This window comes from Oceanomicrobium pacificus (assembly GCF_009833495.1).
Classification (GTDB): Bacteria; Pseudomonadota; Alphaproteobacteria; order Rhodobacterales; family Rhodobacteraceae; genus Oceanomicrobium; species Oceanomicrobium pacificus.
On record NZ_WUWG01000008.1, the window covers coordinates 59,887 to 86,129 of the forward strand.

Here is a 26,243-nt window from a genome sequence, read left to right on the forward strand (position 1 = left end):
GGAACGCGCTGTATAGCAACCGCGGGGCGGCTTGTCTATACTGCCCGCCCGAAGGGAGCCGGACATGACCGACACGCCACAGACGCCTGAAAACAAAGGGCCCGCGGGCGATGCGCCCGGGGCGGACATCCGCGACCGCATCTTGGACGCGGCGCTGGTCCATGTTGCGTTCGACGGCTGGTCGGCCGACGCGATCGCGGCCGCCGCGTCCGATGCCGGTGTCGAGCCCGCGGCCGCGCGCGCGGCCTTCCCGCGCGGGGGCGTCGATCTGGCCCGCGCCTTCCACCTGCGCGGCGATGCGCAGTTGCGCGCCGATCTGGAAGCTACCGATCTGGGCACGATGCGGTTCCGCGATCGTGTCGCCTATGGCGTGCGGCACCGGCTGGAACTGATCGAGGGGGACAAGGAGATTGTGCGCCGCGCCGCCGCGCTCTTTGCGCTGCCACAGAATGCGGCCGACGGGACCGCGCTCGTCTGGAACACGGCGGATGTGATCTGGTCGGCGCTCGGCGACACATCACAGGATGTGAATTGGTACACGAAGCGGGCGACGCTGTCGGGCGTTTATTCGGCAACGCTGCTCTACTGGCTGGGCGACGATTCGGATGGCCATGCCCGCAGCTGGGCCTTCCTCGACCGGCGGATCGAAAATGTCATGCAGTTCGAGAAATTCAAAGCAAAGTTGCGCGAGAACCCGATCGCGCGGCGCTTTGAAAAAAGCCCCTTCAACCCGCTTGAATTGATCCGGGCGCCTCGCCAATCTGCCGCGCAAAACCTGCCGGGGTCACCCCGGCGCTAAGGCCGGGAGGGACCACGCATGGCTTTGGGATCGCAGATCGTCACCTTTTACGAGGGGCGCTGGCACGAGGGCAACGCACCGATCATCGGGGCCGCGGACCATGCGGCCTGGCTCGGCAGCCAGGTGTTCGACGGGGCCCGCCAGTTCGAGGGCGTGCGCCCGGATCTCGACCTCCATGCAGAACGGATCATCCGGTCCGCCCGCGCGATGGGCATGGTGCCGAAGGTGACCGCCGACGAGGTTCTCGGCCTGATGGAGGAGGGGGCAAAGAAATTCGCCCCCGATCAGGCGCTCTATATCCGGCCGATGATGTGGTCGCGTGAGGGCACGCCCGGCATCATCGACATCGATCCCGACAGCACCGGCTTCGCGCTCTGCCTTGAAACCCTGCCGATGCCCGAGCCGGGCAATTTCTCGCTCACAGTGTCGCCCTATTGCCGCCCGCGACAGGACATGGCGATGACCGAGGCCAAGGCGGGATCGCTCTATGCCAATAACGGGCGGATCATGGCCGATGCGCGCGCGCGTGGCTTTTCCAATGCGCTCTCGCTCGACATTGACGGCCATGTCGCGGAAACCGCCTCCACCAATGTGTTCATGGTCCGCGACGGGGAGATCCTCACCCCGGTGCCGAACGGCACATTCCTGAACGGGTTGACCCGCCAGCGGGTGATGAAACTTCTGGCGGCCGAAGGCCATCCGGTCACCGAGGCGTCGCTGACGGTCGAGGATTTCGCGAAGGCCGACGAGATCTGGGTGACCGGCAATATCGCCAAGGTCATGCCGGTCGCGCGGTTCGAGGAGCGCACCCTGCCGCAGGGGCCGATGACGACGCTGGCCCGCGAGCTTTACTGGGCCTACGCCCACGGCAACTGAACGGGGGAGGGACCCATGCTGCCAGCCACGATGCGTGCCATCGAGATCACCGCACCGGGCGGGCCGGAGGTGCTTCGCCCGACCGAACGCCCGGTGCCGGAACCGGCCGCCGGGGAGATCCTGATCCGCATTTCGGCTGCGGGTGTGAACCGGCCCGACGCGCTGCAGCGCGCGGGCGCCTATGATCCGCCGCCCGGCGCCTCCGACCTTCCTGGGCTGGAAGCGGCGGGTGAGGTCGTGGCGGTCGGGGGCGGCGTGTCGCGCTGGTCTGTGGGCGACCGGGTTTGCGCGCTCCTGCCCGGTGGCGGCTATGCGGAATATGCGACAACGTCCGCCGACCATGCATTGCCGGTTCCGGACGGGCTCGGGATGGAGGAAGCCGCCGCGCTTTGCGAGACCTATTTCACCGTCTGGACGAACGTGTTCATGCGCGGGCGGCTGAAAGCGGGCGAGGTGTTTCTGGTCCATGGCGGCAGTTCGGGCATCGGCACCACGGCGATCCAGTTGGCGCGGGCCTTCGGGGCGCGGGTCTTCGCCACCGCCGGCAGCGCGGAGAAATGCGCCTTCTGCGAGACATTGGGGGCCGAGGCCGCCTTCAACTATCGCGAAACGGATTTCGGGGACGCGATCCGCAAGGCCACGGACGGGCGCGGAGCGGACCTGATCCTCGACATGGTGGGCGGCGACTATATTCCGCGCAATCTGAAGGCGCTGGCGCTTGACGGGCGGCTGGTGATGATCGCGTTCCTCGGCGGGGCGGTGGCGAAAGTGAATTTCGCCCAAGTGATGGTCAAACGCCTGACCGTGACCGGATCAACCTTGCGTCCGCAGTCGGTGCAGGCCAAGGCCGAGATTGCCCGCGCCCTCGAAGAGCAGGTCTGGCCGCTCCTGTCGTCCGGTGCGGTCGCGCCGGTGATGGACAGCCGCTTTCCCTTCGACCGCGCGGCGGACGCGCATGCGAGAATGGAAAGCTCGGACCATATCGGTAAGCTTGTGCTCAGCGGTTGGCAGTCCGCCGATTCGCAATGAGCAGCAAGAAAGGACTATCCATGAGATTGACTTTAGCCGTTGCCGTCCTGGCCTCAGGGGCCATCCTCAGCGCCTGTTCGGAGCCCGAACCGGTCGACCCGCTCGTCGCGGCCTGCGAGGCCAAGGGCGGAACGCTTGAATATCGTGTCGGCAAGACCGGCACTGCACCGGTCTGCACGCTGGCCGACGGGTCCGAGGTGATCCTGCGCGCCGTGCCCTCGTCCTGACCGGCACATCCATAGATCGAACGGATAACGGCGCTCCATCGGGGCGCCGTTTTGGGTTTCAGGGGGGGCGCCAGTCAGCGAATCGCGGGGAAGAGCGCCTCTCTCATCCGGCAGGCACGGGTGGCGGACGCCCCGCAGTCGACCGGTGCGCGCCCGTCCCGTGACAGGCAGACCCGCACCTCCGCGATGCGCCCGTCCCGGCAGGTCACCCACAGGTTTTCCGGCGCAAGGTCCGGATTGGCCTCCAGAAAGGCCTCCTCGACCAGATCGGCGGGCAGGCGGATGTCACGGTCGAGGTCCCGCAACAGCCCCGGCCGTGTGATCCGGCCAAAGGCATCGCGCGCCAGATCGAAATAATCCGCCGGATCGAGCCCCGCGCAGCGGCCATGTTTCTTCCACTGGTACCAGGCCTGTCCGGCGCCGCCCATGAGCGGCCCCATCGCACCGGTTTCCGCCCGGGACGGATCGCGGGTCACGCGCGGGCAATGCTGCGGCCAGCGTCCATCATCATATTGCGGCCAGAGCCCGTGAAGGATGAAGCCTGTCCCCGCGCCGGGGGCGCATTGATCGGCCCCGCGCGCGGCGCCCTCGGCGGCGCACCAACTGGGCGACCAGGACAGGGCGAGCACGTAGAAATCGAAGTCGCCGGGCCGTTCACCATCGGCAAGGGCCGGTCCCGCGAGCAGCGTGAGCAGGCAAGAAAAGGACTTTAACAATCGCCGCATCTGGCCTATATACGGCGCGGAATTCCCCGCGAAAACCTCTAACAGCGCATGGCGCAACCGAGTTTTCGGACCGGGATGGATATGCGTAAGGAGATGTCTCATGGCACTGCCCCTGATGGCGAAAGCGACTGCGGTCTGGCTGGTGGACAATACGACCCTGTCCTTCAAGCAGATTGCCGAATTTTGCGGTCTGCACGAACTGGAAGTGAACGGCATCGCCGATGGCGAGGTCGCGGTGGGCGTCAAAGGGTTCGACCCGATTGCCAACCGCCAGCTGACGGCGGAGGAAATCGAACGCTGTGAGGGCAACCCCAAAGCGTCGCTGAAGCTGATGTACAACCCCGCTGCCGAGGGCGAGACCAAGCGCAAGGGGCCGCGGTACACGCCGCTGTCCAAGCGTCAGGACCGCCCGGCCGCGATTGCCTGGCTGGTGAAGTTCCATCCGGAGCTGACCGACGGCCAGATTTCCAAGCTGGTCGGCACCACCAAGCCGACCATCCAGTCGATCCGCGAGCGGACGCACTGGAACATCGCCAACATCTCGCCCATCGATCCGGTGGCGCTCGGCATGTGCCGGCAGACGGAACTGGATGCCGCCGTTGCCAAGGCCGCGAAGGCCAAGGCCAAGGACGGCACGCTCATGTCGGATGACGAGCGGATGAAGCTCGTCTCCACCGAACAGTCGCTGCAAATGGATGCCGAGCCGCGCGTGCCCTCCAATCTCTCGGGGCTGGAAAACTTCACGCTGGGCGAGTCGGAGCCGGAGAAGAGCGAAGAGACACCCGTCGATGCGGAAAGCCTCTTCAACCTGCCGTCGAGCAGCGACGAGGATGAAGATACGGACAAGGACAGCTGAGCGGCTGCGCTCACCTGACACGCTAAAGGGCCCCGCGGGGCCCTTTTTCATGGGTAGCGACCGGCCGGGCTGTCAGTAGGCGGGGCCGTCGAGCGGATCGAGCAGGGTGCGTCCGCCATCCACCGCGAGAATCTGCCCGGTGACGAAACTGGCCTGCGGCGAGGCAAGAAACAGCGCGGCTTCGGCCGCTTCCACCGGCTCGCCGATCCGGCCGAGCGGGGTCACGTCTCGGACCTGATCATGCAGGTCCTCATGGGTCGAAAGCGCATCCTTCAGCGATGTCGAGAGGACCGAGCCAAGCGCCACCGCATTGACCCGGATCCCGTGACCGGCCAGCGAGACGGCGAGCGCGCGCGTCAACTGGTCGACGGCCGCGCAGGCCACCGAATAGGACATGAGCGAGGGCAGGGTGCGTTCCGCGGCGATCGAGGTGATGTTGACGATAGAGCCGATACATTCCCCGTCCTTGGCGTCGGGGCATTGCTTGATCATCTTGCGTGCCACAGCCTGACTGAGCCGCAGAGGCGCGATCACGTTCTGCTGCATGAGCGGCTCGAAAATATCCGTCTCCGCATCCAGCGGATCGGCGGACATGACGGTCCGGCTCGCATTGACCAGAATATCGATCCTGTCGAACGCATCGGTAGCCGAGGCGATGAGATTGGCAACCGCCAGCTTCTCGCGCAGATCGGCGGAGAAGACCTGAACTTCCGCCCCGTCTTCCGTCAGCTGTTCGGCCTCGGCCTTCAGCTGCGCCTCGTCGGTTCCGGCCATCACGACGCGGGCGCCGGCTTCGGCAAATCGCCGCGCCGTGGCCAGGCCGACGCCCGATGCGGCGCCGGTAACAATGGCGGTCTTGCCGGTAAGTGGGGGGGTCATGTCGGCTCCTGTCGGCTCATATGGGCGCATGGTAGGGGAGTTTGGTGCGCGAGGCGAGCCATGGCCGTCTGTCAGACCTTGGATCGCGGGCGGATCGCCTCGATCACCTTGTAGGTGCCAGTCTGTTCCAGCACCTGTGTATGGCGGAAACAGCGGTCGAGTTCGGCCTCGTAGGGCAGCTGCCGGTTGGCAACCATCAGGAATTTGCCCTGCGGTTTGAGGATGCGCGCAGCGGCAAGAATGAATGCCTGGCCGAGGCTCGGGTCGGGCTTGCGGCCGGTGTGGAAAGGCGGGTTCGAGATCACCCGGTCATAGGCCGGATCGGGCGCGCTGAGGCTCGTCGCATCGGCCCAGATCACCGTCGCGCGCGGATCGGTCACGTTGGCGCGGGCCGCCTGCACCGCCTGATGCTCGGCCTCGATCAGGTCAATGGCGGTGATCTCGGGATTGCTGTCGAGCGCCTGCAAAGCCAGCCAGCCCCAGCCGGCGCCGAGATCGGCAACCTGCCCGCGCAGTCGCCCGGGCAGCACCTGCGCCAGCAGCGCCGATCCGGGATCGGGATGGTCGGGGCTGAACATCAGGCTCGATGTCTGGAACCCGTCGGGGTTGGCCGACAGGTCGAGCGCGCCGTGCCAGCCGGCCTCCTGCGGGAACGGGGTTTCCTTCGGCGCGGTCCACGCGACCTTGCCATGGGCCTTGGAGATGGTCTGGTCCACCGGTACCCAAGTCCTCAGCGCTTTCAGGAGGCTGTCGATCCCGTCCGTCTTCGCGCCGTCGATCACCAACCGCCCGCCGGGGCGCAGCCTGTCCCAGGTACGGGCGATCAGGCTGCGGTTGGCGTCGCGCTGGCGGGTGATGTGCAGGATGGCGAGCCCGTAGAGCCCCTCGGCCTCCGGCGTCACCTCATGTCCGTCCGACAGCAGGCGGTCGACCGCGGGCCGGAACCCGTGCTCGACGGTCAGCCCCTCGGGCGCGAACCGGCCGAGGCCGGGATTGGGCTCGGGGCGAACCACCAGCACCGGTCCGGCGCCGTCGAGCGACAAGTGCCCGTCGTCGAAGGGCATGAGGAACCGTTCAATGGGCTGCATGGCGCGCCGCGCGTCCTATTCTTTTTCCATGGTGCACTGGAGCGGGTGCTGGTTGCGCTGGGCATAGTCCATCACCTGCGTCACTTTGGTTTCCGCGATCTCGTGCGAGAAGACGCCGACCACGGCCAGCCCCTTGCGGTGCACGGTCAGCATGATGTCCACCGCCTGCTGGTGGGTGATGCCGAAGAACCGCTCCAGAACGTGGACCACGAATTCCATCGGCGTGTAATCGTCATTCAGGAGAAGCACCTTGTAGAGCGGCGGCCGCTGGGTCTTGGGCCGCGTCTTGGTCGCAAGCTGCGCATCGCCCTCATCCTCGTGATCAGGGCCGGCAGACAGGACAAGGTCGTGAACCGTTTGGGTCATCGGACTCCGCTCGCGATCTCAAGAAACCGGAACAGAGTATATAATCCGGCGGGCAAAAAGAGAAAAGGGGGCGGCTGCCCCCTTTTCCGTCATCGCTGGGTCACGGCCCCGTGGGGCCGCGGCGCTCAGGCGTTGTAGGTCTTGACCATCTCGGTCGCGGCGGTCATCCGCTCGGTGACCGGAGCGGTCATGTCTTTCGCAGCCGCAGCGAACATTTCGTTCATCTTGGTCGACTGGGCGACGAAGCCTTCGAAATAGGACTGGGCGAAAGCGGTCTGCTTCTCGACCAGCTCGCTCACGGTCTTGGACGCAGCGAAGTCTTTGGCGGCGGCAACCGATTCGTCGAAGGATTTCTTCGCGAAGGCGGTGTATTCGGCGTTCATGCCTTCAGCAGCCTTGGCGGCGACTTCGGACGATTTCACGAGCGCGTCGACGTTCTTCTGCGAGAATTCCGAAATTTCCTCAAAGCCTTTGGTGGCTTTGTCGAACTGTTCGGTGACCATTTTCTGGGTGTCGGCAGCCAGGTCTTCAACCTTGGCGGCGGCAGTCTTGGTAGATTTAGAAGCGGTAGCCATTGTTAGTCTCCTTGGCGACAGATGTCTCTGCCGCAGTATATAGGGCATTTGTTGCGCCGCGTCAAAGTTTTTTGTTGCAGCGCACCATCGCGGGGCTGCGGCGCATCCGCAACGGTCCGAAATGTCAATAAAACAAAACTGTTTTCGCCCCGCCGGACCCGTGTTACCGTTCTCGCAATCACAAAAATAACGGCACCGTAAAAGCGGGCCGAGAGGCAGAGTTCGAGCAACGTCGGGGTTCCGATGACAGTACAGGCAGCGCGCCGGTTTGGTCTGGCGCTGGTTATTTCCCTATTTGCAACGGTGGCCGGGGCGGCGCCCTATGCCGCGCTCGTGATGGATGCACGCAGCGGCAAGGTCTACCATTCGGAAAATGCGGACACGCGGCTTCACCCCGCGTCTCTGACGAAGATGATGACACTCTATATCGTCTTCCAGGAAATCCGGGCCGGGCGCATGTCGCTCGACCAGAAAGTCACCATATCGCGCTATGCGGCTGGCAAGCCGCCCTCGAAGCTGGGACTGCGGCCCGGGCAGAAGATTGCCTTGCGCTACCTGATCCGGGCTTGCGCCGTGAAATCGGCCAATGATGCGGCAGCGGCTCTGGCCGAGGCCGTGTCGGGCAGCGAAAGCGCCTTCGGGGTCAAGATGACCGAGGTGGGCCGCGCTATCGGCATGAAGAAGACCACCTTCAAGAACGCCTCCGGTCTGACGCAGAGCGGACATCTGTCCACGGCGCGCGACATGGCCATTCTGGGGCGGCAGCTCTTCTACGACTTCCCCGAATATTACAACCTCTTCTCCCGCCGCTCGACCTCGGCCGGGATCAAGACGGTCTATAACACCAACCGCCGCCTGCTCGACGCCTATCGCGGCGCGGACGGGATCAAGACCGGCTATACCAACGCGGCCGGGTCGAACCTCGTGGCCTCCGCCGAGCGGGGCAGCGAGCGGATCATCGTGTCGCTCTTCGGCGGCTCCAGTTCCGCGGCGCGCAACAAGCGTGTGGCCGAGCTGCTCGACTACGGGTTCCGCAAGGCGCCGAGCCGCGTGGCGATCGCACGGCCTGCGACGATCAACTACCGCGCCGTCGCCGGCGCGCATCGTGCCGTAACGGCGATTGCGGCTGCTGCGCGCAGCCAGCGCCCGATCCCGCGCCCCGCCGCATTCATGTCGCCGTCCGGCAACGTGCAGCTGGCCGCGCTCGACACGGGCAGCACGGCAACGCCCACGGCTGTCGCAGCCGTTCAGACCACGTCCGGCCAGCCTGCCACCGTCACGGATGCCGTGGCGCAGGTAATGCAGGTCGCGATGGTGTCGCAGGACGGGCGTGATCTCCGCCCGAACCAGACCCCGGCGCCGGCAATTTCGGCTGAAGTGCGCGAGGAGGTCGACAAGGCCGTGGCCGTGGCGGTTGCCACCATGCCCGACGGTCCCGATTTCCCGCTCGGCCGGCCGATCCCGCGCGGCGGCGTGCGTGTGGCCTCTGCCGCAGCTACCGTCAGCCTGCCGCAGATCCAGCCGGAGGAACCGCAGGTCGCGCGCCAGAGCGGCGACAGCTGGGCCGTCCAGATCGGCGCCTACAACACGCGCAACAAGGCAGAGCGCTCGCTTGTGATTACCGCGCTGCAGGACCTGCAGGCGCTCGAAGGCGCGACCCGGTCGGTCAAGCCGGCCGTGGTGCGGGGCACGCAGCTCTATCAGGCGCGGTTCGACGGACTGACCGAGGACAAGGCCATGAAGGCCTGCGAGCGGCTGCGGGCGCGCGCGTCCAACTGCGAGATGATCGCGCCGGGCGGCTGACCCGCCCGGTTCGGCTCAGGACCGGCCGATCGAGATATAGGTGAAACCAGCGCCCCGGGCATCGTCCGGGGCGTAGATGTTTCGCAGGTCCGCCATGGCCGGTACCGCCATCGCATCACCCAGACGCTGCAGATCGAGCGCACGGAACGCGTTCCATTCGGTCAGGATCACGACCGCGTCGGCGCCCTCGGCCGCCTCATAGGCATCCTCGTGCCAGCTTGCGCCGGGCAGCAGGGCTGCACCTTCCTTCTGGCCCTGCGGGTCGACGATCCGCACTTCTGCGCCGCCACCGACAAGCGCAGGCACCACGACCAGCGAGGGCGCATCGCGCATATCGTCGGTATTGGGTTTGAAGGTGACGCCGAACACCGCGATCCGCTTGCCGTTCACCGACCCGCCGCACAGGTCGAGGATTTTGTCGACCATGGCTCGCTTGCGATTGTCGTTCACCCGGATCACGGTCTCCACGATCTGCACCGGACGGGCATGGTCCTGTCCGATCCGGGCCAGCGCCGATGTGTCCTTGGGGAAGCAGGAGCCGCCATAGCCCGGCCCCGCATGAAGGAATTTCGAGCCGATCCGGTTGTCGAGCCCCATGCCGCGGGCGACATCCTTGATGTTCGCACCCGTGACCTCGCACAGATCGGCCATTTCGTTGATGAAGGTGATCTTGGTCGCAAGGAAAGCGTTGGCCGCATATTTGATCAGCTCGGCGCTTTCCAGATCGGTGAACTGGATCGGGGCTTCGCGCAGCGACAGCGGCCGGTAGATATTGTGCATCACGTCGCGCGCGCGGTCCGAGGTGCAGCCGACGACGACACGGTCGGGCCGCATGAAATCCTCGATCGCCGCGCCTTCGCGCAGGAATTCGGGGTTGGAGGCCACGTCGAAATCGGCCTCCGGCGCGGCCTCGCGGATGATCCGCTCGACCTCCTGGTTGGTGCCGACGGGCACGGTCGATTTGGTGACCACGACCGTGTAGCCGCGCAGGTTGGCCGCGATCTGGCGTGCCGCCTCGTAGACATAAGTCAGGTCGGCATGGCCGTCGCCGCGCCGGGTGGGCGTGCCGACCGCAATGAACACCGCGTCGGAGGCCGCCACCGCCGCGCCCAGATCGCCGGTAAACGCCAGCCGGTCGGCCGCCATGTTGCGGGCCATCATCTCGTCGAGACCGGGTTCATAGATCGGCACTTCGCCGCGTTTCAGCTTCTCGACCTTGTCGGGCTGGTTGTCGACGCAGGTCACGTCATGGCCGAAATCGGAAAAACAGACGCCGGAGACAAGTCCCACATATCCGGTGCCGATCATGGAAATCTGCATAAGCCCGCCCTCAATGAATAAACAAACACTCAGGAAGTCTTAGAAAGAAACCTTCACGTTTGGAAGGGAAAGGGCCCGCAACAGGTCGCGCAGTTCCTGTCGCGCGGCGAGGTTCGACATGTTGAGCGACCCCTGGCCCACGTCGCGCAGGTCCAGAAGCGTCAGGCCGTTGAGGAACAGTTCGCGGAATATGACCCGCTCGGAGAAGCCCGGCACGATCCGGAACTGGATGCGTGGGGCCAGTTCGGTCAGCGCATCGCCGACACGGGCCCGGTTATGGGCGTTCACATGCGCCATGCGGTTGCGCAGGACCACCCAGTCGAGCGGTTTCAGTCCCGCCTTCATCCGCATCTGCCGCGCTTTCCAAACGCCTTCGGCATAGACCGACGGGCCGAGCACATCGCCGCTGGCCGGATCGAGCCGCGCCAGCAGGTCGAAATCCACCAGACTGTCATTCATCGGGGTGATGAGCGTGTCCGCCGCGGCATGGGCCATGCGGGCATAGCGGGTATGGGCGCCGGGGCAGTCGATGACGATGAAATCGCAGCTCTGGTCGAGCCGGTTCAGAACGGCTGCGAAATTCTCCTCCTCCTCGGCCAGCGCGTCGGCTTGGCTGTCACGGGTGGAGAGCGCCAGCACGCCCCGCTCCGGCTCGGGCAGGGCAATGCCTTCCCGCGCGACGAAGGCGCGGCGGTTGTCGAGATAGCGGAAGAGGCTCGTTTGGCGCAAGTCGAGGTCGATGGCCCCGACCCCCTTGCCGGCGCGCTGCAAGGCGGCGATCAGGTGCATGCAGGTGGTCGACTTGCCCGAACCGCCCTTCTCGTTGCCCAGCACGATGATATGCGCCATCTGCGCCCGCTCCGTCCGTCACCCCGACATGAAAAAACGCGCCCCGGCTGGAGCGCGTTTCCGTCATACCGCAACCGCCCGAAGGCGGGAAGATCAGAAACCGAGACCTTCGTATTTCTTTTTGAATTTGGACACGCGGCCGCCGGTATCCATCAGGCGGGCGCCGCCGCCGGTCCATGCCGGATGCGCGGTCGGGTCGATTTCGAGTGCGAGCGTGTCGCCCTCTGCACCGTAGGTGGATTTCATCTTCACGACCGTCCCGTCGGTCATTTTCACGTCGATGACGTGATACTCGGGATGAATGTCTTTTTTCATGGTCTCGCTCCGATATGCCGGACTGAACGCGCCACGGCGGCCTGATGCCCCGGGAAGCCCGTCGCCCGACGGAAAACTGAAGCCGCGTCTTTACCCGCCTTGGGCAATCTTGGCAAGCGGTTTACCTTTGTGGAGGAAATGTGGTGCCGAAACCATGATGAAACCCAATTTGCGTCAAACGCTCGCCGCTTCCTTGGGCAGAATGACAGATGTGTAACGAGTGACAGAACGTGTGGTGGGGACCAGTGAGGGACGTTCGTGATCCAGCCATGCCGCTGGCCGGGTCACCTCTCGCTACACACTTTCTGCTTTTCGGTCTCGGAGGAACGGGCGCCCCTGTCTGCGCGTCCGTTCCTCGATCTCCGCCCGCGCTCCTTCAGCGCTGGTCGGGCTTGTCGAGATATTTTCCCAGCCAGTCCGGATCTTCCTCGGCATCTTCGTCCGATGTCTGCGGCTGAGGCGGTGCCTCTGCCGGAGCCGGCGGCGCGGGCTCCGGCGCGATATCCGGTGCAGTATCTGTGAGCGGCAGCGGGTCCGGCGCGGGCGTGTCAGTTGAAGCGGGCACCGGGTTCGGATCGTAGATCTCGTCCGTTGCCGGGTCGTCTTGTGGCAGGGGCGCGGCGGTTGTGTCGGCCGGATCTGCCACCGGGTCCGATACCGCTACCGGGTCGCTGGCTGCCGCCGGGGTGGGTGCCGAGCCGCCCACAAGGGTCTTTGCCTGTCGTTCGGCCATCAGGGCCTTGAAATCGTCCGCCGCTGGCGCGTTCCGGTCGATCAGTTCGATGGTCTGGCGGTGCCGCTCGTGGGCAATCTCGCGATGGGCCTGGTAGGCGAGGGCGCAGCCGGCCGCATAGATGAAATTGCTATAGAGGCTGAAGGCCAGCCCGATGAAGATGAAGATGGACAGCGACTTCAGCTGGTCGAGGCTTTCGGGCACCTCGTCGCCGGACAGGAGGTCCATCGTTTGCGGTGCCAGCGCGAAGAAGAAGGCAGGCACCAGAAACAGGGTGAGATAGAGCAATGTGAGCCGCAGCCATTGCGCGCCCATGCCGAAGATCAGGTCATGGCGTTCGCCGGTCCGCCCCACATTCACGGCTGTTGCGGCCATCGGCACGCCGAAAATCCCGTAGACGGCGCCCGCGATCAGGTAGATGGGCAGGCTCACCCAGAGCGGATTTCCCTCCAGCATCGCCAGAACCGGGTCCATGTTGAAGAACGGGCGGCGCTCGGTCTCGGCCGTCGGCGTGACGGTGACGGATTTCGCGCCGGTGCTCTGGGTGTTGCCGCGCAACGGATTGTCGACCGGCGTGCTGGTCTGGCCCGTGTCCGCGGCAGGCGCCGACAGGTCAGGGACGGACACGTCGGGCAGCGCGAAGGACAGGCCGACAAGGACCACGATGGACGCGAGGATCATCAGGATGCCCGCGGGCAGCAGATGCGCGAACATCATGCGCAGCGTGCCCATCATTAGGCCCTTGAGCGAATAGGCGCCGGTGCAGCGCAGGTGGATCAGCCCGCCGCGGAGGGTACAGAGCCAGAGAAAACTTGGCAGGAACAGCCCGGAGGCGATCAGCAGACCGACGATCACGATCTCGTTCGGTATGCTCCAGATCAGGATGCCGAGCAGTCCGAAGGTGAGCAACAGGATCGGAATCATCCGGATGAAGACGATCACCGACAGCGCGTAGGACCGCGCCAGAAATTTCATCATGCCCATGCCTCTCGTCCCTCGTATCGTCGGGGTTTGAGGCAGAGCCTATCATGTAGACCGGCATCCTGTCGCCCGTCGGGCAGCGCGAGCTGGCGGAACATGCTGAAACCGTTGCGCTTTTGCGCAGGTCCGGCGGTGGCGAACGCCGGGGGCTGAAACGAAAACGGGCGGCCCGAAGGCCGCCCGCGTCAAATCCTGTGTCCGGAGACCGCCGATCAGGCGTCGGACTTGTCCGCAAGCGGACGGTAGTTGGTCTTCTCGGCGATACGGGCCGATTTACCGCGGCGCGAGCGCAGGTAGTAGAGTTTCGCGCGGCGAACCTTACCGCGGCGCACGACGGTGATGCTGTCGATGTTGGGCGAGTGGAGCGGGAAAACACGCTCGACACCTTCGCCGAAGGAGATCTTGCGCACGGTGAAAGCCGCGGCGATGCCGTCGCCGCCCTTGCGGGCAATGCAGACGCCTTCGTAATTCTGGACGCGGGTACGGGTGCCCTCGGTCACTTTGTAGCCGACACGCACGGTGTCACCGGCTGCGAAATCGGGAATGTCCTTGCCGAGACCGGCAATCTGCTCAGCTTCGAGCTGTTCGATAATGTTCATTTCAATCGTCCTTTTGCTCGCCTTTTGCGGCGATGATCTGCGCGTCCGAGAGCTCATGGTCTCTCACCGGGTCCTTGCCTTGACGTTCAAGGTAAGCCCGCCAGAGGTCGGGACGACGTTCCTTGGTGAGGTTTTCGGACTGGGCGTGCCGCCATTCGGCGATCTTCGCGTGATGTCCGGAAAGGAGAATTTCCGGGATCGCGCGGCCTTCCCATTCCGTCGGCCTCGTGTAGTGCGGGTGTTCGAGCAATCCGTCGGAGAAGCTTTCCTCTTCCGTGGATGCCTGATTCCCAAGCACGCGCGGTATAAGTCGAACCGTGGCATCAATCAAGGCCTGAGCGGCAATCTCTCCGCCGGTCAGGACGAAGTCGCCGAGCGAGACCTCCTCGACATCGCGCGCATCGAGCACGCGCTGGTCGACGCCTTCGAACCGGCCGCAGAGCAGGGTGACACCCTTGGCACCCGCCAGGCGGTGCGCGGTCTGCTGGTCGAACCGACGCCCGCGGGGCGAGAGGTAGATGACCGGCCAGTCGGCGCGCGGCAATCCGCTGTCGGCCGCGTCGAGCGCAGCGGCAACGATATCGGGCTTCAGCACCATGCCCGCGCCGCCGCCCGCAGGCGTATCGTCGACCGTGCGATGCCGGTCGGTGGCAAACTGGCGGATATCGACCGGATCGAGCGACCAGAGCCCCTCATCCAGCGCGCGGCCGGTCAGCGACTGGCCGAGCACGCCGGGAAACATGTCCGGATAAAGCGTCAGCACGCGCGCGGTCCAGCTGTTGGCCAGTTCCGGCCGCGCGGTCATCAGGTCGCGCGGCTGGGCGGACAGGCGGATCGACTTGCGCCCGTGGGATCGCGGGCGGTCGGTCATCGGCCCTTGCTCCGCGACGGGGTCCGGGCTCCGCCATCGGCCCCGTCGGGCGCATCGTCCTCACCCTCGCCGGGCTTCAGACCCTCGGGCGGGTCGGCGATGATCCGGCCTGCGGTCAGGTCGACGGTCGGCACGACTTCCCGCGTGAAGGGCAGAAGCAGTGTGGTGCGCAGGCCCGGCCCGAACACTTCCAGCAGGTCGCCCGCGCCGTGATCGTGGATTGCGCGGACCCGGCCGAGCCGTTCGCCTCCACTGTCGACCACTTCCAGCCCGATCAGGTCGGAATGATAGAACTCGTCATCGGGCAAAGCCGGCAGGGCGGACCGTTCCGCATAGAGCCGCGTGCCTTTGAGCGCTTCCGCCTCCTCCCGCGTGGAGACCCCGCCGAGCCGCGCGGCAAAGGCGCTCTTGACCGGACGGACCAACCGGACAGAGAAGCGGCGGCTGCCATCTTCTGTGGTGAGCGGCGCATAATCGGCAATGGCCGCCGGCTCGGCGCAGAAGCTTTTCAGCCGCACCTCGCCGCGCACGCCGAACGCGCCCGCAATGGCGCCGACACAGATCCGGTCATTGGGTCCCGTTTTGGCATTCATCTCAATTCACTCCAAGGCAGACGCCGCGCCAGCCATCCCATTTTCCGCCCGCATCGAGGCAACTGTCTTTCGCGATGAACGCATGCATCGTCCAGCCAAGCCAGATGCCGCCGACCAGCGCAACAAGGATCAGAAGACGCCGCATTCAGCGCACATCCATCACAATTTCGGCGGACCGCGTTTCCCAGCCGGCCCGCGCCAGCTCGGGTTCGGTGCTGTCCTCTGCCGGATAGCCGACGCAGAGATAGGCCACCAGACGCCAGTCCGGGTCAACCCCGAGGTCCCGCACCACGCGGTCGGGATCGAGGATCGACACCCAGCCGATGCCGAGCCCCTCGGCCCGCGCCGCCAGCCAGATCTGGGTGATCGCGGCCACGACCGAATAGCGCCGCATCTCGGGCATGGTGCGCGCTCCGAGCCCGCTGCCGCTGTCGGTGGCCTCGTCGCAGAACACCGCCCAATGGACGGGTGCATCGTCGAGGCCCGAAAGTTTCAGACCCGCATAAAGCTGCGCCCGCTCGCCATCATATCCGGCGAGCGCGCGTGCATTTTCGGTCTCGAAATTGTCGCGCATCTTCGCGCGTGCCGCGTCGCTTTCCACAGAGACGAAACGCCACGGTTGCGACAGGCCCACGGATGGGGCCAGCGCGGCGAGACCCGCGAGGCGCCGGCAGGTCTCTGCCGGCACCGGGTCGGGACGGAAGCGGCGCACGTCGCGCCGCCACCGCATCAGCTGGTCGAACTGGTCCCTGAACCTGTCGGAGAATTCCGGCGGGGCAGTGTCTTGGCCCATGATCGACCGTCGCCCCGGCCTTACTCGGCCGCGGCTTCTTCTTCCACCGGAGCTTCGGCAGCAGCGGCCTCGGCTTCAGCCGCTTCGGCAGCCTTGGCGGCTTTCTCTTCGGCGCGTTCGGTGGCTTTCTTGCCCGGCTTGGCTTTCTGCGGGTTGTTGCGCTCGGCCTTTTCCTTGACGCCGGCCGCTTCGAGCATGCGGGCCACACGGTCGGTGACCTGCGCGCCTTCGGACAGCCAGTGGTTCACACGGTCCATGTCCATTTTCACGCGCTCTTCGCTGTCCTTGGGCAGGAGCGGGTTGTAGGTGCCGAGCTTCTCGATGAAGCGGCCGTCACGCGGCATGCGGCTGTCGGCAGCCACGATGCGGTAGAAGGGACGTTTCTTGGAGCCGCCACGGGCGAGACGAATTTTGATGGCCATTTTGAGTTTCTCCTTACATAGCCGGTTGCGGACGGTCAGCCGTCCGAATTCTTGATCTGGTGGTGATGCCTGATGACTTCGGAAATGATGAAGGTCAGGAATTTCTTTGCGAAGGCGGGGTCGAGATCTGCCTGTTCGGCCAGTTCTTCGAGCCGCGCGATCTGCTGGGATTCGCGGTGCGGGTCGGAGGGCGGCAGCGCATGGCCGGCCTTCAACTCGCCCACGGCCTGCGTGTGCTTGAACCGCTCCGCCAGCGTGAAGACGAGGATCGCATCCAGCCGGTCGATACTGTCGCGATGGTCCTTGAGCAGCTCGGCCGCGCGTGTGGTTGCATCGGTCATGGGGGCCTCCGTTTGGCTGTCGGGCGTATGGGTCATGCCGATCCCTCCGGCGGCAGGACGGCCAGGTCGCGCGCGTAGCGGTAGACGCAGGTCCGCGGGGTCGACGAGGCGTCGAGCGTTCCACCGAGCCGTTCGGCCAGTGCGCGGGCACGGGCATTGCCCGGTGCCACGAAGCTGAGGATCGACGGCGCCCCGATGGAAAAGAGGTGGTCGCGTGCGGCGGTTGCAGCCTCGAAGGCGAGCCCGCGGCCCTCTGCGGCGGCGCTCATCATGAAGCCCAGTTCGATGCCCCGGTCCTTCGGCTCGCAGCCTGCGAAGATGAACCCGACCGGCGTGCTGTCTTCCGTGACGGTGAACATGCCGTCCCCGCGCAGGAGCCAGCCGGCGCTGTAATTGGCAAAATCATACCAGGATTGGAGCTCGTCCTGCGGTCCGCCCATGAAGCGCGCCCGGTCGCCCGACAGTAGGTCGGCAAAGAGCGCGAAGTCGCCAAGCTCGGGCGCGCGCAGCACCAGCCGGTCCGTTTCCAGAACCGGAAGCGCGGCGCGGGCCGATGCTGCAATCGCAGCGCCGGGCGCGGGCAGGTGGACCGGGGCGAGCATGGCGGTCATTTCTTCTTGCCGAACCCGCTGAGGCCCGGCGGCAGCGCGCCACCGCCCGGCATGCCGGGGAAGCCCGGGGGCAGGGACGCAGGTGCATCGCCAGCCGCACCAGCACCGGGCAGGCCGCCGGGCATTCCGCCGGGCGGCATACCGCCCTTGCCGAACATCTGGCCGAGCGCGCCGCGCATCATGCCTTTTTTGCCCATCTTGCCCATCTTCTTCATCATGTCGGCCATCTGCCGCTGCATCTTGAGCAGCCGGTTCAAGTCCGACACTTCAAGGCCGGCGCCGGCGGCCACGCGCTTCTTGCGGCTCGCCTGCATGATCTGCGGATTGGCGCGTTCCTTCTTGGTCATCGACTGGATCAGCGCGATCTGGCGGCGGATGACGCTGTCATCCATGCCCGACTCTTCCATCTGCTTGGACAGTTTGCCCATGCCCGGCATCATGCCCATGATGCCCTGCATGCCGCCCATCTGCTGCATCTGTTCGAGCTGCTTCTTCAGGTCGTTCATGTTGAACTGACCCTTCTGGAAGCGTTTCATCATCCGCTCGGCCTGCTCGGCCTCGATGGTTTCCTGCGCCTTTTCCACGAGCGAGACGATGTCGCCCATGCCCAGGATGCGACCGGCGACGCGTTCGGGGTGGAATTCCTCCAGCGCGTCCATTTTCTCGCCGAGGCCCACAAACTTGATCGGCTTGCCGGTGACAGCGCGCATCGAGAGTGCCGCACCGCCGCGCCCGTCACCGTCCATCCGGGTCAGCACGACACCGGAGATGCCGACCTGACCGTCGAACTGTTCCGCCACGTTGACAGCGTCCTGACCGGTCAACCCGTCGACGACGAGCAGCGTCTCGTGCGGCTTGGTCGCGTCGCGCACGGCGGCGACTTCGCCCATCAGTTCGTCATCGACATGCAGGCGGCCGGCCGTGTCGAGCATGACGACGTCATAGCCGCCGAGCGTGGCCTGCTGTTTGGCGCGCTTGGCAATCGCGACCGCATCCTGACCGGGCACGATCGGCAGCGTGTCGACGCCGATCTGGGTGCCAAGGACGGCCAGCTGTTCCATCGCCGCCGGGCGGCGCGTGTCGAGCGAGGCCATGAGCACGCGCTTCTTGTCGCGCTCGGACAGGCGTTTGGCGAGTTTCGCGGTGGTGGTGGTCTTGCCCGAGCCCTGAAGGCCGACCATCAGGATGGACGCGGGCGGGCTGTCGATCTTCAGCGCGCCGATATCGGCCGCATCGCCGGCCAGCACATGCACCAGCTCGTCATGGACGATCTTGACGACCTGCTGTCCGGGCGTGACGGATTTGGTGACGGCCTGACCCTCGGCCTTGGTCTGCACGGCCTTGACGAAATCGCGGGCCACCGGAAGCGACACGTCGGCTTCGAGCAGGGCCACGCGGACCTCGCGCAGGGCGGTCGCCACATCGGCTTCGGACAGCGCCCCCTGTTTGGTGAGCTTGTCCAGGACGCCGGACAGGCGGTCTGACAGATTTTCAAACATCCGCGTCCCTCCTAGAGACCGTGTTGCAAACCGGAACGGCACCCGTGGGCGCAACGCGCTGACGGATGGCGATCCTGCTCATGAGCCAGGACCGGAAGGGTCGAGCTTCCGGAATTCCTGCGGGCCTTACACCCGTTGATCCCGAAGATCAAGGGCCGAGGGCCCGCACCGCTTGGCAACCGTCCGGCCCGCTGGTAAGAGCGCGCCCATGACATATGTGGTTGCTGCCTTCTATCATTTCACCCGGTTCGACGATCCCGCCGCACTGCGCACGCCGCTGCAGGCAGTCTGCGACGGCGCGGGCGTGCGCGGCTCGCTCCTGATCGCGGGCGAGGGCGTGAACGGGACCATCGCCGGCAGCCGTGACGGGATCGATACGGTGCTCGCGCATCTGCGCGGCCTGCCGGGATGCGCCGCGCTGGAGCATAAGGAAAGCCACGCGTCGGAGATGCCCTTCCTGCGGATGAAGGTGCGCCTGAAGCGCGAGATCGTCACCATGGGCCAGCCCGATGTCGACCCGCGCGCGCATGTCGGAACCTATGTCGCGCCCGAGGACTGGAACGACCTGATCGCGCAGGATGATGTGGTCGTCATCGACACGCGCAACGATTACGAGGTCGAGATCGGCACCTTTCGCGGCGCGGTCGACCCGCAGACCAAGAGCTTCCGCGAGTTTCCCGCCTGGTGGGCGGAAAATGCCGAACGGTTCCACAACAAGCGCGTTGCCATGTTCTGCACCGGCGGTATCCGGTGCGAGAAATCGACCAACTACCTGCTCGGTCAGGGCGTCAGCGACGTGTTCCACCTCAAGGGCGGCATCCTCAAATATCTTGAAGAGATTCCGCAGGAAGAGAGCCTCTGGGACGGGGAATGTTTCGTCTTCGACGGGCGGGTCTCGGTCGGGCACGGGCTGAAGGAAGGCCCCTTTGGTCTCTGCCATGCCTGCCGCCGCCCGATCACCGACGCGGACCGCGACGACCCGCGGTTCGAGCGCGGCGTCAGCTGCCCGCGCTGCCATGATGAAACCGACGCGGCCCGCAAGGCCCGGTTCCGCGAACGGCAGAAGCAGGTCGACCTTGCCGCCGCACGCGGGGAGAGGCATCTGGGCTAGCGCATCACGGTGCGCAGCACGGCAAGGATACAGCCGGCCCTCACATGGGCTTGTTTCGCAGGTGATGCTCCGAATCGCTATATTGGATAGCAGGAGGAAATCCTATGTCCGCTCATATTCAACATGATCAAGATGGCCCCCGCTCTCGGAACGGTGGCCCGACGCGGCGCACGGTTCTTCTGGCTGGCGGCGCCGCGATGGTGCCGCTCGCGAACGCGGCCGAGGCCGCCGTTGTCCCCGGCCAGGATGGGTTCATTTATGAGGTGACCCGCAGCGACGGCGACTGGAGATCACGGCTCACGAAGAACGAGTTTCTGGTGCTGCGCCGTGGCGACACGGAACTGCCCAAAAGCTCACCCTTGTGGAACGAGACCCGCGACGGGTCCTACAGTTGCAAAGGCTGCGCATTGCCGCTCTACCAGTCACGCTGGAAGCAGGAACTCGATGTCGGCTACGTCTTTTTCCACCATTCCGTGCCGAACGCCGTGCTGATGGATATCGACGGGGCGCCGGCCGATGGCGGTCCGGTGCCCGATGGGGTGAAAGTGATGATCGAGGCGCATTGTCGCCGCTGCGGCAGCCACCTTGGCCACATCGTCAAGGTGGAGGGGCTGCTCCTGCATTGTATCAATGGCGCCAGCCTCGATTTTGCGCCGCAGGACGCCTGACGCATCCGCGCATGCCCCCGCGAATCGGGACCGGCCCCGCCCACCGGACCGGTCCCGACACACATGTTCCAACGCTGAAAAAGGCCCGCAACCGGCCAAACCGGACGCGGGCCCGAGTCACGCAACAAAAGGGGCGGCGCCGCCGTTCCCTCAACCTATTGTGACCGTGCGAAATGCCGATCACATCGCGCGTGAACGGCCCGTCGGGAACGCAAGGAACCTGTCGGAAACAATGGTGAACCGGACCGCGGATTGCTCCCATTTTCGGGATCGATGTTTCAAGGCGCGAACCAATCTCCCGTATTGCTTGGCATTTCCGCGACTCAGCCTTTGGTTCCACGGTTGTGACAGGATCGTGAAGAGGGCCGTCAACGACACGCTTGCGTGAGGATTCCCGCCTCCAAACGTGAGTTGAGACGGGCCGAACCCGTACCCATTCTCTCCTCATCGCCGGCTGCCAAAGCCGAAACGCAAACTGAATATGGGAGACTATGATATGACCAAGAAGCTGACCGCACTCGCAACTGCTGCTGCCCTGTCCTTCTCCGCGATGATGCCGATGGCGGCGTCCGCGATGGACGAAGAGCTGACCATGCTGGAAGCGGCTGTGAACAACCAGCTGGAGATCCTCGGCATCGAGACCGACATCATGGCTCTGACCGTTGGCCAGCTGACGGAGATCAAGGGTGTCCTGTCTTCTGACGATACCCAGACCGAGAAGAAAGAACGCGTGATGGCGATCATCGAATAATAGCGATCCGGTCTTCGGACAGGGGCGTGCCTGCAAGGGCGCGCCCCTTTTCTTTTGCGTCAGGCCGTGCCGACCCGCCCGCGTGCCAGCGGCAGTTCCCGGATCGGCAGGTGTACGATGGCCGAGAAGAGCCCGACACCGACGCCGACCCACCAGACCAGCGTGTAATTGCCGTAGAGGTCATAAAGCTCGCCCCCGAGCCAGACGCCGATGAAGGCCCCGAGCTGGTGGGAGAAGAAGACGATCCCGTAAAGCGTGCCCATGTAGCGCAGCCCGTAGATGTAGCCGACAAGACCGGAGGTGAGCGGCACCGTGGCCAGCCAGAGCGCGCCCATCATGATCGAGAAGATGATGACGGTTGCCGGCGTCATCGGCACGATGATGAACCAGGCCGCGACGATGGTGCGCGCGAAGTAGATGCCCGCGAGCAGGTATTTCTTCGTGAACCGCTTCCCGAGCCAGCCCGCTGCCAGCGTGCCGGCGATATTGGCCGCGCCGATGAGCGCGATGGACAAGGCCCCTAGTTGCGAGGTGGTCGAGATGCCGAGGCCCGACAGGATCGAGCCGGGGTCGATGGGGCCGCACACTTCGGTCACGAAGGCCGGAAAATGCGCGGTGATGAACCCGAGCTGGTAGCCGCAGGAAAAGAAGCCGACGAAGATCAGGCTGTAGCTCGGGTCGCGGAAGGCGCGGCGCAGGATCTCGCCCATGCTCTCTTCCAGGCTGCCCGCATCCGCCATGGCCGGCGTGCGCATCAGCGGCAGCACGAGGATCACCAGCAGGATGATCGCCGCGAAGACAAGGAACACCCCGCTCCAGTTCATCACGCCGAGCAGCATTTCCGCAAAAGGCGGCCCGACCACCTGACCGGCCGAGCCGGCGGCGGTGGCGATGCCAAGCGACATGGACCGGTGCTCGTCGGAACTGGCGCGGCCGACGACAGCCAGCACCACGCCGAACCCCGTGCCGGCCACACCGAAGCCGATCAGGACCGACAGCGCCTGATGGCCGAGCGGCGTCGTGGCAAAGGCGGTGAGCGCCAGACCCGCCGCATAGACCAGTGCGCCCAGCAGGATCGCCCGCCTGTCGCCGAATTTTTCCGCGAAAGCCCCGAAGAGCGGTTGCCCAATCCCCCAGGCGAGGTTCTGGATCGCGATGGCGAGTGAGAACTCGGCCCGCGGCCAGCCGAATTCCTCGGCCACGGGGATCTGGAACACGCCGAACGAGGCACGGATGCCGAAGCCGATCAGCAGGATCAGGCAGCCGCCGATCAGGACCGGCGTGAAAATGTTGGTCTTCTGCATCGCGTGCGCACCCTTTTGCCCCTTGGGGCGGCAACTTTGGCCGCACGGCGTGCGTTGGTCAAAGCAATATACTTTATCCAGCCCATGACATGTGCTTATGAACGGGCATGATACGAGGCGTGCAGGCATGAGTGACGGACCGCTCCAGCAATTCCGCGACCGCGTCGCCTCGGGCGATCTGCGCGACGATGCGGCCCAGCGTCTGGCGGTGGAAAAGCTGCAACTTCTGCACACGCGGCTGCAGGGTTACGACCCGCGGAAACCTGCCCGCGTCGGCCTCGCGCTGTTCGGATGGGGGCGGGAGAAGATCAGCCAGTCCGACATTCCCGGCCTCTATATCTATGGCGGGGTTGGCCGCGGCAAATCCATGCTGATGGACCTGTTCTTCGACGGTGCACCGGTGGCGGCCAAGCGGCGGGTCCATTTCCACGCTTTCATGCAGGAGGTGCATGCCGGCATGAAGGCCGCCCGCGCCGAGGGGCTGGATGATCCGCTGGAACCGGTCGCTGCGCAGGTGGCGGAAGAGGCAGTGCTCCTGTGCTTTGACGAGATGCAGATCACCGACATTGCCGATGCGATGATCGTCGGCCGCCTGTTCGACAAGCTGTTCGCGCGCGGCGTGATCGTCGTGACGACTTCCAACCGGCACCCGGACGACCTCTACAAGGACGGGCTGAACCGGCAGCTCTTTTTGCCCTTCATCGACCGGATCAAGGAAAAGCTCGACATCCATCATCTGGAAAGCCCGACCGATCACCGGCAGGGGCGCCTGCAAGGGCAGGAAACCTATTTCACGCCACTCGGGCCGGAGGCCACGGCCAATATGGATGCAGCGTGGGAGGATCTGGCGGGCGGTGAGGGCGGCCCGCTGTCGCTCATCGTGAACGGGCGGCGGATCGAGATCCCGCATTTCCGCAGCGGGGTCGGCCGAGCAAGCTTCGAGGCGCTGTGCGCCAAGCCGCTCGGACCGGCTGACTATCTGGCGATGGCGGATGCGGTCAAAGTGCTCCTAATCGACCGGATCCCGACCCTGTCGCGGGCGAAGAACAACGAGGCGAAGCGTTTCGTGACGTTGGTCGATGCGCTCTACGAGGCGCGGGTGCGGCTTGTCTGCTCCGCTGCCGCAGAGCCGGAAGCGCTTTATGTGGACGGGGCAGGGGCGTTCGAGTTCGAGCGCACCGCGTCGCGACTGCGCGAGATGCAGGCGGCGGACTGGCCGCCCGCGCCGGATCAGCCCCGGCAGTAGCCCGGAAAGGGCAGTTCGCGCGACGCGCTGGTTTCATATTCCCGGTAGCGCCCGCCGGAATAGCGCGGGCAGTCGCGGGCTAGTCCGGCCGCGATGATCGCCGCAGACAGGTTCGTTCGGTCCAGATAGCAGGTGCCGATCATCCGGTCGTAGCTGACTTCGCCGTTCAGTTCGCAGGTCACATGCCTACCGTCGATCCATTTCTGCATCTGCAACCGCGCCATCTCGCCGGCACGGGTCTTGCGTTCCGGCGCGGCGACACCGTTGAAGCGCACTTTCACATTGCCGACGCGGATCGTGTCGCCGTCGATGGTGCGCGCAATGCCCGACAGGTCGGTTGCGGCGGCCGGCGTCGACAGGAACAGCGCGGCGAAAGTCACCAGGCGGGCGATGGGTTTGGAAAGACGCATTGGAAATCCGGGGGTCAGTACAGGTAGATCAGGGTCGTTGCGGTCAGGCTCGCAACGGCGGCGAGGATCAGGGTCAGGTCGAAACGGTCGCTCATGGGTCAACTCCCTCAGATGACGTAAAGGTCAAATGGGATATTGACGCCCGGCTGGCTTGCGGGTTCTGGCCAGAATTGCGGGAATTCCGGCCAGAAGCGCGCCTGTTACCGGGCAAGCGCGGTCAGCGCAAGCGGTTCAGAAGCTGTTTCGAGGCATAGCCGTCGGGCACGAGCCCGGCGGACCGCTGGTAGCTGCGGATCGCCGAGATCGTGTTCGGACCGATCTTGCCGTCCACGCCGCGGGTCGAAAAGCCCCTTGCGGTCAGGCGTTTCTGCAACTCCACTTTCTCCGACCGCGACAGCGGTTGGTCCCCGCGTGGCCATTTGGCACGGAAATCCGGCCCGCCGGCAATCCGGTCGCCCAGATGGCCCACGGCAATCGCGTAGGAGGTGGCGTTGTTGTAGCGCTTGATGACGCGGAAATTGTGGAACACGGCGAAGGTCGGCCCGCGCGCGCCAGCAGGCGCGATGATCGCGGCCTCGCCATAGTTGGGCAGCGGCTGCCCGTCCGTCAGCCGTACGCCACGTGCGTTCCAGGTCGACACGGCCTGCCGGTTCGACTGGTCGGCCTGCGCATAGTCGAAGCCTGCGGGCAGCACCACTTCAAGACCCCACGGATGGCCTTTGCGCCAGCCATGTTTGGCCAGATAGTTGGCGGTGGAGGCCAGCGCGTCCGGCGGATACCAGATGTCGCGCGTGCCATCGCCGGTGAAATCGACCGCATAGGCCTGGAAGCTCGTCGGGATGAACTGCGTATGGCCCATCGCACCGGCCCAGCTGCCGAGGATCCGGTCGGGATGCTTGTCGCCTGACTGGACGATCTTCAGCGCCGCGATCAGCTGTTCCTCGGCGAACTTGCGGCGGCGGCCGTCATAGGCGAGCGTGGCGAAGCTCTCGATCACCTTGAAGTCGCCGGTGTAGCTGCCATAGGCCGATTCCAGCCCCCAGATCGCCACGACCACTTTGGCGTCGACCCCGTAGCGGGCCTCGATCGCGCTCAGGCTCTGCTTCCATTCGTTCCAGCCCGCGCGGCCATTGTTGATCCGGCTCGCGGACACCGCGCTGTCGAGATAGTCCCAGAGCGATTTGGTGAATTCCGACTGTTTGCGGTCACGCCGCACCACGTCGGGATTGTAGCGGACATTGCGGAAGGCAAGGTCGAAGGTCGCGGGCGAGATGCCCGCGCGCAGCGCCTTGGCGCGGAACTGCTGCTTCCACTGGTTGAACCCGGCCTGGCTCTGGGCGACCTGCACGCCTTCGGGTGCGGAGGCGTCAGCGGGGGCCATGGCCGGTCCCTGCGGTGCGGCCTGCGCCGGCACGCCAAGCTGGAATGTGACGGAAAGGGCAGCCGCGAGGGCCGCCGGGAATAATTTGCGCGACATGAACTGCTCCTGCCAATGGTCTTGGCCTGTTTTTTACCTGCCCCCATGATAGCGGTTCGGCGACGTTGCGGAAACCAATTTCACAAGGCTGAAACATGTCGGCGAAGGGCTGCCGAAAGCCGTTGT

Annotated in this window: 31 protein-coding genes; 10 read left to right on the forward strand and 21 right to left on the reverse strand. The window is 65.3% G+C overall.

Features of this window, described 5'->3' with window-relative positions; all coding sequences use genetic code 11:
- Positions 1 to 64: 64 nt before the first annotated feature.
- From GSH16_RS15270 to GSH16_RS15285, 4 genes are read left to right on the forward strand one after another with little or no spacing between them, the layout of a single operon-like run.
- Positions 65 to 799 (forward strand): COQ9 family protein, encoded by a 735-nt coding sequence (locus GSH16_RS15270; RefSeq protein WP_160856481.1) that lies wholly within the window; start codon positions 65 to 67, stop codon positions 797 to 799.
- A gap of 18 nt (positions 800 to 817) precedes the next feature.
- Positions 818 to 1,675, forward strand: coding sequence for a branched-chain amino acid aminotransferase (locus tag GSH16_RS15275; RefSeq protein ID WP_160856482.1), 858 nt, complete (start codon positions 818 to 820; stop codon positions 1,673 to 1,675).
- Positions 1,676 to 1,690: 15 nt separating this feature from the next.
- Positions 1,691 to 2,704, forward strand: a complete 1,014-nt coding sequence (locus GSH16_RS15280; RefSeq protein WP_407941079.1) for an NAD(P)H-quinone oxidoreductase — start codon at positions 1,691 to 1,693, stop codon at positions 2,702 to 2,704.
- A gap of 20 nt (positions 2,705 to 2,724) precedes the next feature.
- A complete protein-coding gene (locus GSH16_RS15285) occupies positions 2,725 to 2,931 on the forward strand; it encodes a hypothetical protein (protein WP_160856483.1) in 207 nt (68 codons plus the stop codon).
- 74 nt (positions 2,932 to 3,005) lie between these two features.
- Here the strand turns inward: GSH16_RS15285 and GSH16_RS15290 are convergent, their stop codons facing one another.
- A complete protein-coding gene (locus GSH16_RS15290) occupies positions 3,006 to 3,656 on the reverse strand; it encodes a ribonuclease T2 family protein (protein ID WP_160856484.1) in 651 nt (216 codons plus the stop codon).
- Positions 3,657 to 3,756: 100 nt separating this feature from the next.
- Here GSH16_RS15290 and GSH16_RS15295 point away from each other — a divergent pair, with 100 nt between their 5' ends.
- Positions 3,757 to 4,512: a DUF1013 domain-containing protein gene (locus GSH16_RS15295; protein WP_160856485.1), complete on the forward strand. Its 756-nt coding sequence runs from the start codon at positions 3,757 to 3,759 to the stop codon at positions 4,510 to 4,512.
- Positions 4,513 to 4,584: 72 nt separating this feature from the next.
- Here GSH16_RS15295 and GSH16_RS15300 read toward each other — a convergent pair whose 3' ends face one another.
- From GSH16_RS15300 to GSH16_RS15315, 4 genes are all read right to left on the reverse strand, one after another.
- Positions 4,585 to 5,391: an SDR family NAD(P)-dependent oxidoreductase gene (locus tag GSH16_RS15300; protein WP_160856486.1), complete on the reverse strand. Its 807-nt coding sequence runs from the start codon at positions 5,389 to 5,391 to the stop codon at positions 4,585 to 4,587.
- A gap of 71 nt (positions 5,392 to 5,462) precedes the next feature.
- The gene (locus GSH16_RS15305) at positions 5,463 to 6,479 is read right to left on the reverse strand and encodes a class I SAM-dependent methyltransferase (RefSeq protein ID WP_160856487.1); all 1,017 of its coding nucleotides are present in this window, start codon (positions 6,477 to 6,479) and stop codon (positions 5,463 to 5,465) included.
- Between the two features lie 15 nt (positions 6,480 to 6,494).
- Complete coding sequence (gene clpS, locus GSH16_RS15310; protein ID WP_160856488.1) at positions 6,495 to 6,845, reverse strand: ATP-dependent Clp protease adapter ClpS; 351 nt, start codon at positions 6,843 to 6,845, stop codon at positions 6,495 to 6,497.
- Positions 6,846 to 6,970: 125 nt separating this feature from the next.
- A complete protein-coding gene (locus tag GSH16_RS15315) occupies positions 6,971 to 7,420 on the reverse strand; it encodes a phasin family protein (RefSeq protein ID WP_160856489.1) in 450 nt (149 codons plus the stop codon).
- A 243-nt stretch (positions 7,421 to 7,663) separates the two neighbouring features.
- Here GSH16_RS15315 and GSH16_RS15320 point away from each other — a divergent pair, with 243 nt between their 5' ends.
- Positions 7,664 to 9,223: a D-alanyl-D-alanine carboxypeptidase family protein gene (locus tag GSH16_RS15320; protein WP_160856490.1), complete on the forward strand. Its 1,560-nt coding sequence runs from the start codon at positions 7,664 to 7,666 to the stop codon at positions 9,221 to 9,223.
- Positions 9,224 to 9,238: 15 nt separating this feature from the next.
- Here the strand turns inward: GSH16_RS15320 and GSH16_RS15325 are convergent, their stop codons facing one another.
- The 13 genes from GSH16_RS15325 to ffh form a co-directional block, all read right to left on the reverse strand.
- Positions 9,239 to 10,543, reverse strand: coding sequence for a UDP-glucose dehydrogenase family protein (locus GSH16_RS15325; RefSeq protein ID WP_160856491.1), 1,305 nt, complete (start codon positions 10,541 to 10,543; stop codon positions 9,239 to 9,241).
- A 39-nt stretch (positions 10,544 to 10,582) separates the two neighbouring features.
- Complete coding sequence (locus tag GSH16_RS15330; RefSeq protein ID WP_160856492.1) at positions 10,583 to 11,392, reverse strand: division plane positioning ATPase MipZ; 810 nt, start codon at positions 11,390 to 11,392, stop codon at positions 10,583 to 10,585.
- Between the two features lie 93 nt (positions 11,393 to 11,485).
- Entirely contained in the window at positions 11,486 to 11,707 is a 222-nt protein-coding gene (gene rpmE, locus GSH16_RS15335) for a 50S ribosomal protein L31 (RefSeq protein ID WP_160856493.1), read from the reverse strand.
- Between the two features lie 376 nt (positions 11,708 to 12,083).
- A complete protein-coding gene (locus GSH16_RS15340) occupies positions 12,084 to 13,424 on the reverse strand; it encodes a hypothetical protein (RefSeq protein WP_160856494.1) in 1,341 nt (446 codons plus the stop codon).
- Positions 13,425 to 13,633: 209 nt separating this feature from the next.
- On the reverse strand, positions 13,634 to 14,020 hold the full coding sequence (gene rplS, locus GSH16_RS15345; protein WP_160856495.1) for a 50S ribosomal protein L19: 387 nt from the start codon (positions 14,018 to 14,020) through the stop codon (positions 13,634 to 13,636).
- Between the two features lies 1 nt (position 14,021).
- The gene (gene trmD, locus GSH16_RS15350) at positions 14,022 to 14,891 is read right to left on the reverse strand and encodes a tRNA (guanosine(37)-N1)-methyltransferase TrmD (protein WP_160856496.1); all 870 of its coding nucleotides are present in this window, start codon (positions 14,889 to 14,891) and stop codon (positions 14,022 to 14,024) included.
- The gene (rimM, locus tag GSH16_RS15355) at positions 14,888 to 15,484 is read right to left on the reverse strand and encodes a ribosome maturation factor RimM (RefSeq protein WP_160856497.1); all 597 of its coding nucleotides are present in this window, start codon (positions 15,482 to 15,484) and stop codon (positions 14,888 to 14,890) included. The genes trmD and rimM overlap by 4 nt, the downstream gene beginning before the upstream one ends.
- A gap of 1 nt (position 15,485) precedes the next feature.
- A complete protein-coding gene (locus GSH16_RS15360) occupies positions 15,486 to 15,629 on the reverse strand; it encodes a hypothetical protein (RefSeq protein ID WP_160856498.1) in 144 nt (47 codons plus the stop codon).
- Positions 15,630 to 16,277 carry a 5,6-dimethylbenzimidazole synthase gene (gene bluB / locus GSH16_RS15365; RefSeq protein ID WP_160856499.1) on the reverse strand — a complete coding sequence of 216 codons (648 nt, stop codon included), beginning with the start codon at positions 16,275 to 16,277 and terminating at the stop codon, positions 15,630 to 15,632.
- A 20-nt stretch (positions 16,278 to 16,297) separates the two neighbouring features.
- Positions 16,298 to 16,699, reverse strand: a complete 402-nt coding sequence (gene rpsP / locus GSH16_RS15370; RefSeq protein ID WP_160856500.1) for a 30S ribosomal protein S16 — start codon at positions 16,697 to 16,699, stop codon at positions 16,298 to 16,300.
- A 35-nt stretch (positions 16,700 to 16,734) separates the two neighbouring features.
- Positions 16,735 to 17,040 (reverse strand): chorismate mutase, encoded by a 306-nt coding sequence (locus GSH16_RS15375; protein ID WP_160856501.1) that lies wholly within the window; start codon positions 17,038 to 17,040, stop codon positions 16,735 to 16,737.
- Positions 17,041 to 17,072: 32 nt separating this feature from the next.
- Entirely contained in the window at positions 17,073 to 17,642 is a 570-nt protein-coding gene (locus tag GSH16_RS15380) for a GNAT family N-acetyltransferase (RefSeq protein ID WP_160856502.1), read from the reverse strand.
- Positions 17,643 to 17,647: 5 nt separating this feature from the next.
- Complete coding sequence (ffh, locus tag GSH16_RS15385; protein ID WP_160856503.1) at positions 17,648 to 19,150, reverse strand: signal recognition particle protein; 1,503 nt, start codon at positions 19,148 to 19,150, stop codon at positions 17,648 to 17,650.
- A gap of 208 nt (positions 19,151 to 19,358) precedes the next feature.
- Here ffh and trhO point away from each other — a divergent pair, with 208 nt between their 5' ends.
- The 3 genes from trhO (at position 19,359) to GSH16_RS15400 (ending at position 21,680) form a co-directional block, all read left to right on the forward strand.
- A complete protein-coding gene (gene trhO, locus GSH16_RS15390) occupies positions 19,359 to 20,261 on the forward strand; it encodes an oxygen-dependent tRNA uridine(34) hydroxylase TrhO (RefSeq protein WP_160856504.1) in 903 nt (300 codons plus the stop codon).
- A gap of 104 nt (positions 20,262 to 20,365) precedes the next feature.
- Positions 20,366 to 20,929 carry a peptide-methionine (R)-S-oxide reductase gene (locus GSH16_RS15395; RefSeq protein ID WP_160856505.1) on the forward strand — a complete coding sequence of 188 codons (564 nt, stop codon included), beginning with the start codon at positions 20,366 to 20,368 and terminating at the stop codon, positions 20,927 to 20,929.
- A 496-nt stretch (positions 20,930 to 21,425) separates the two neighbouring features.
- Positions 21,426 to 21,680, forward strand: coding sequence for a hypothetical protein (locus tag GSH16_RS15400; protein WP_160856506.1), 255 nt, complete (start codon positions 21,426 to 21,428; stop codon positions 21,678 to 21,680).
- Between the two features lie 59 nt (positions 21,681 to 21,739).
- On the opposite strand, the gene GSH16_RS15405 is transcribed toward GSH16_RS15400, so the two are convergent.
- Positions 21,740 to 22,984, reverse strand: a complete 1,245-nt coding sequence (locus tag GSH16_RS15405) for an MFS transporter (RefSeq protein ID WP_160856507.1) — start codon at positions 22,982 to 22,984, stop codon at positions 21,740 to 21,742.
- Positions 22,985 to 23,111: 127 nt separating this feature from the next.
- On the opposite strand from GSH16_RS15405, the gene zapE reads away from it, so the two are divergent.
- Positions 23,112 to 24,230, forward strand: a complete 1,119-nt coding sequence (gene zapE, locus GSH16_RS15410) for a cell division protein ZapE (protein WP_160856508.1) — start codon at positions 23,112 to 23,114, stop codon at positions 24,228 to 24,230.
- Here zapE and GSH16_RS15415 read toward each other — a convergent pair.
- Complete coding sequence (locus tag GSH16_RS15415) at positions 24,215 to 24,640, reverse strand: thermonuclease family protein (protein ID WP_160856509.1); 426 nt, start codon at positions 24,638 to 24,640, stop codon at positions 24,215 to 24,217. The genes zapE and GSH16_RS15415 overlap by 16 nt on opposite strands.
- Before the next feature lie 217 nt (positions 24,641 to 24,857).
- Entirely contained in the window at positions 24,858 to 26,117 is a 1,260-nt protein-coding gene (locus GSH16_RS15420; protein WP_160856510.1) for a lytic murein transglycosylase, read from the reverse strand.
- Positions 26,118 to 26,243: the final 126 nt, after the last annotated feature.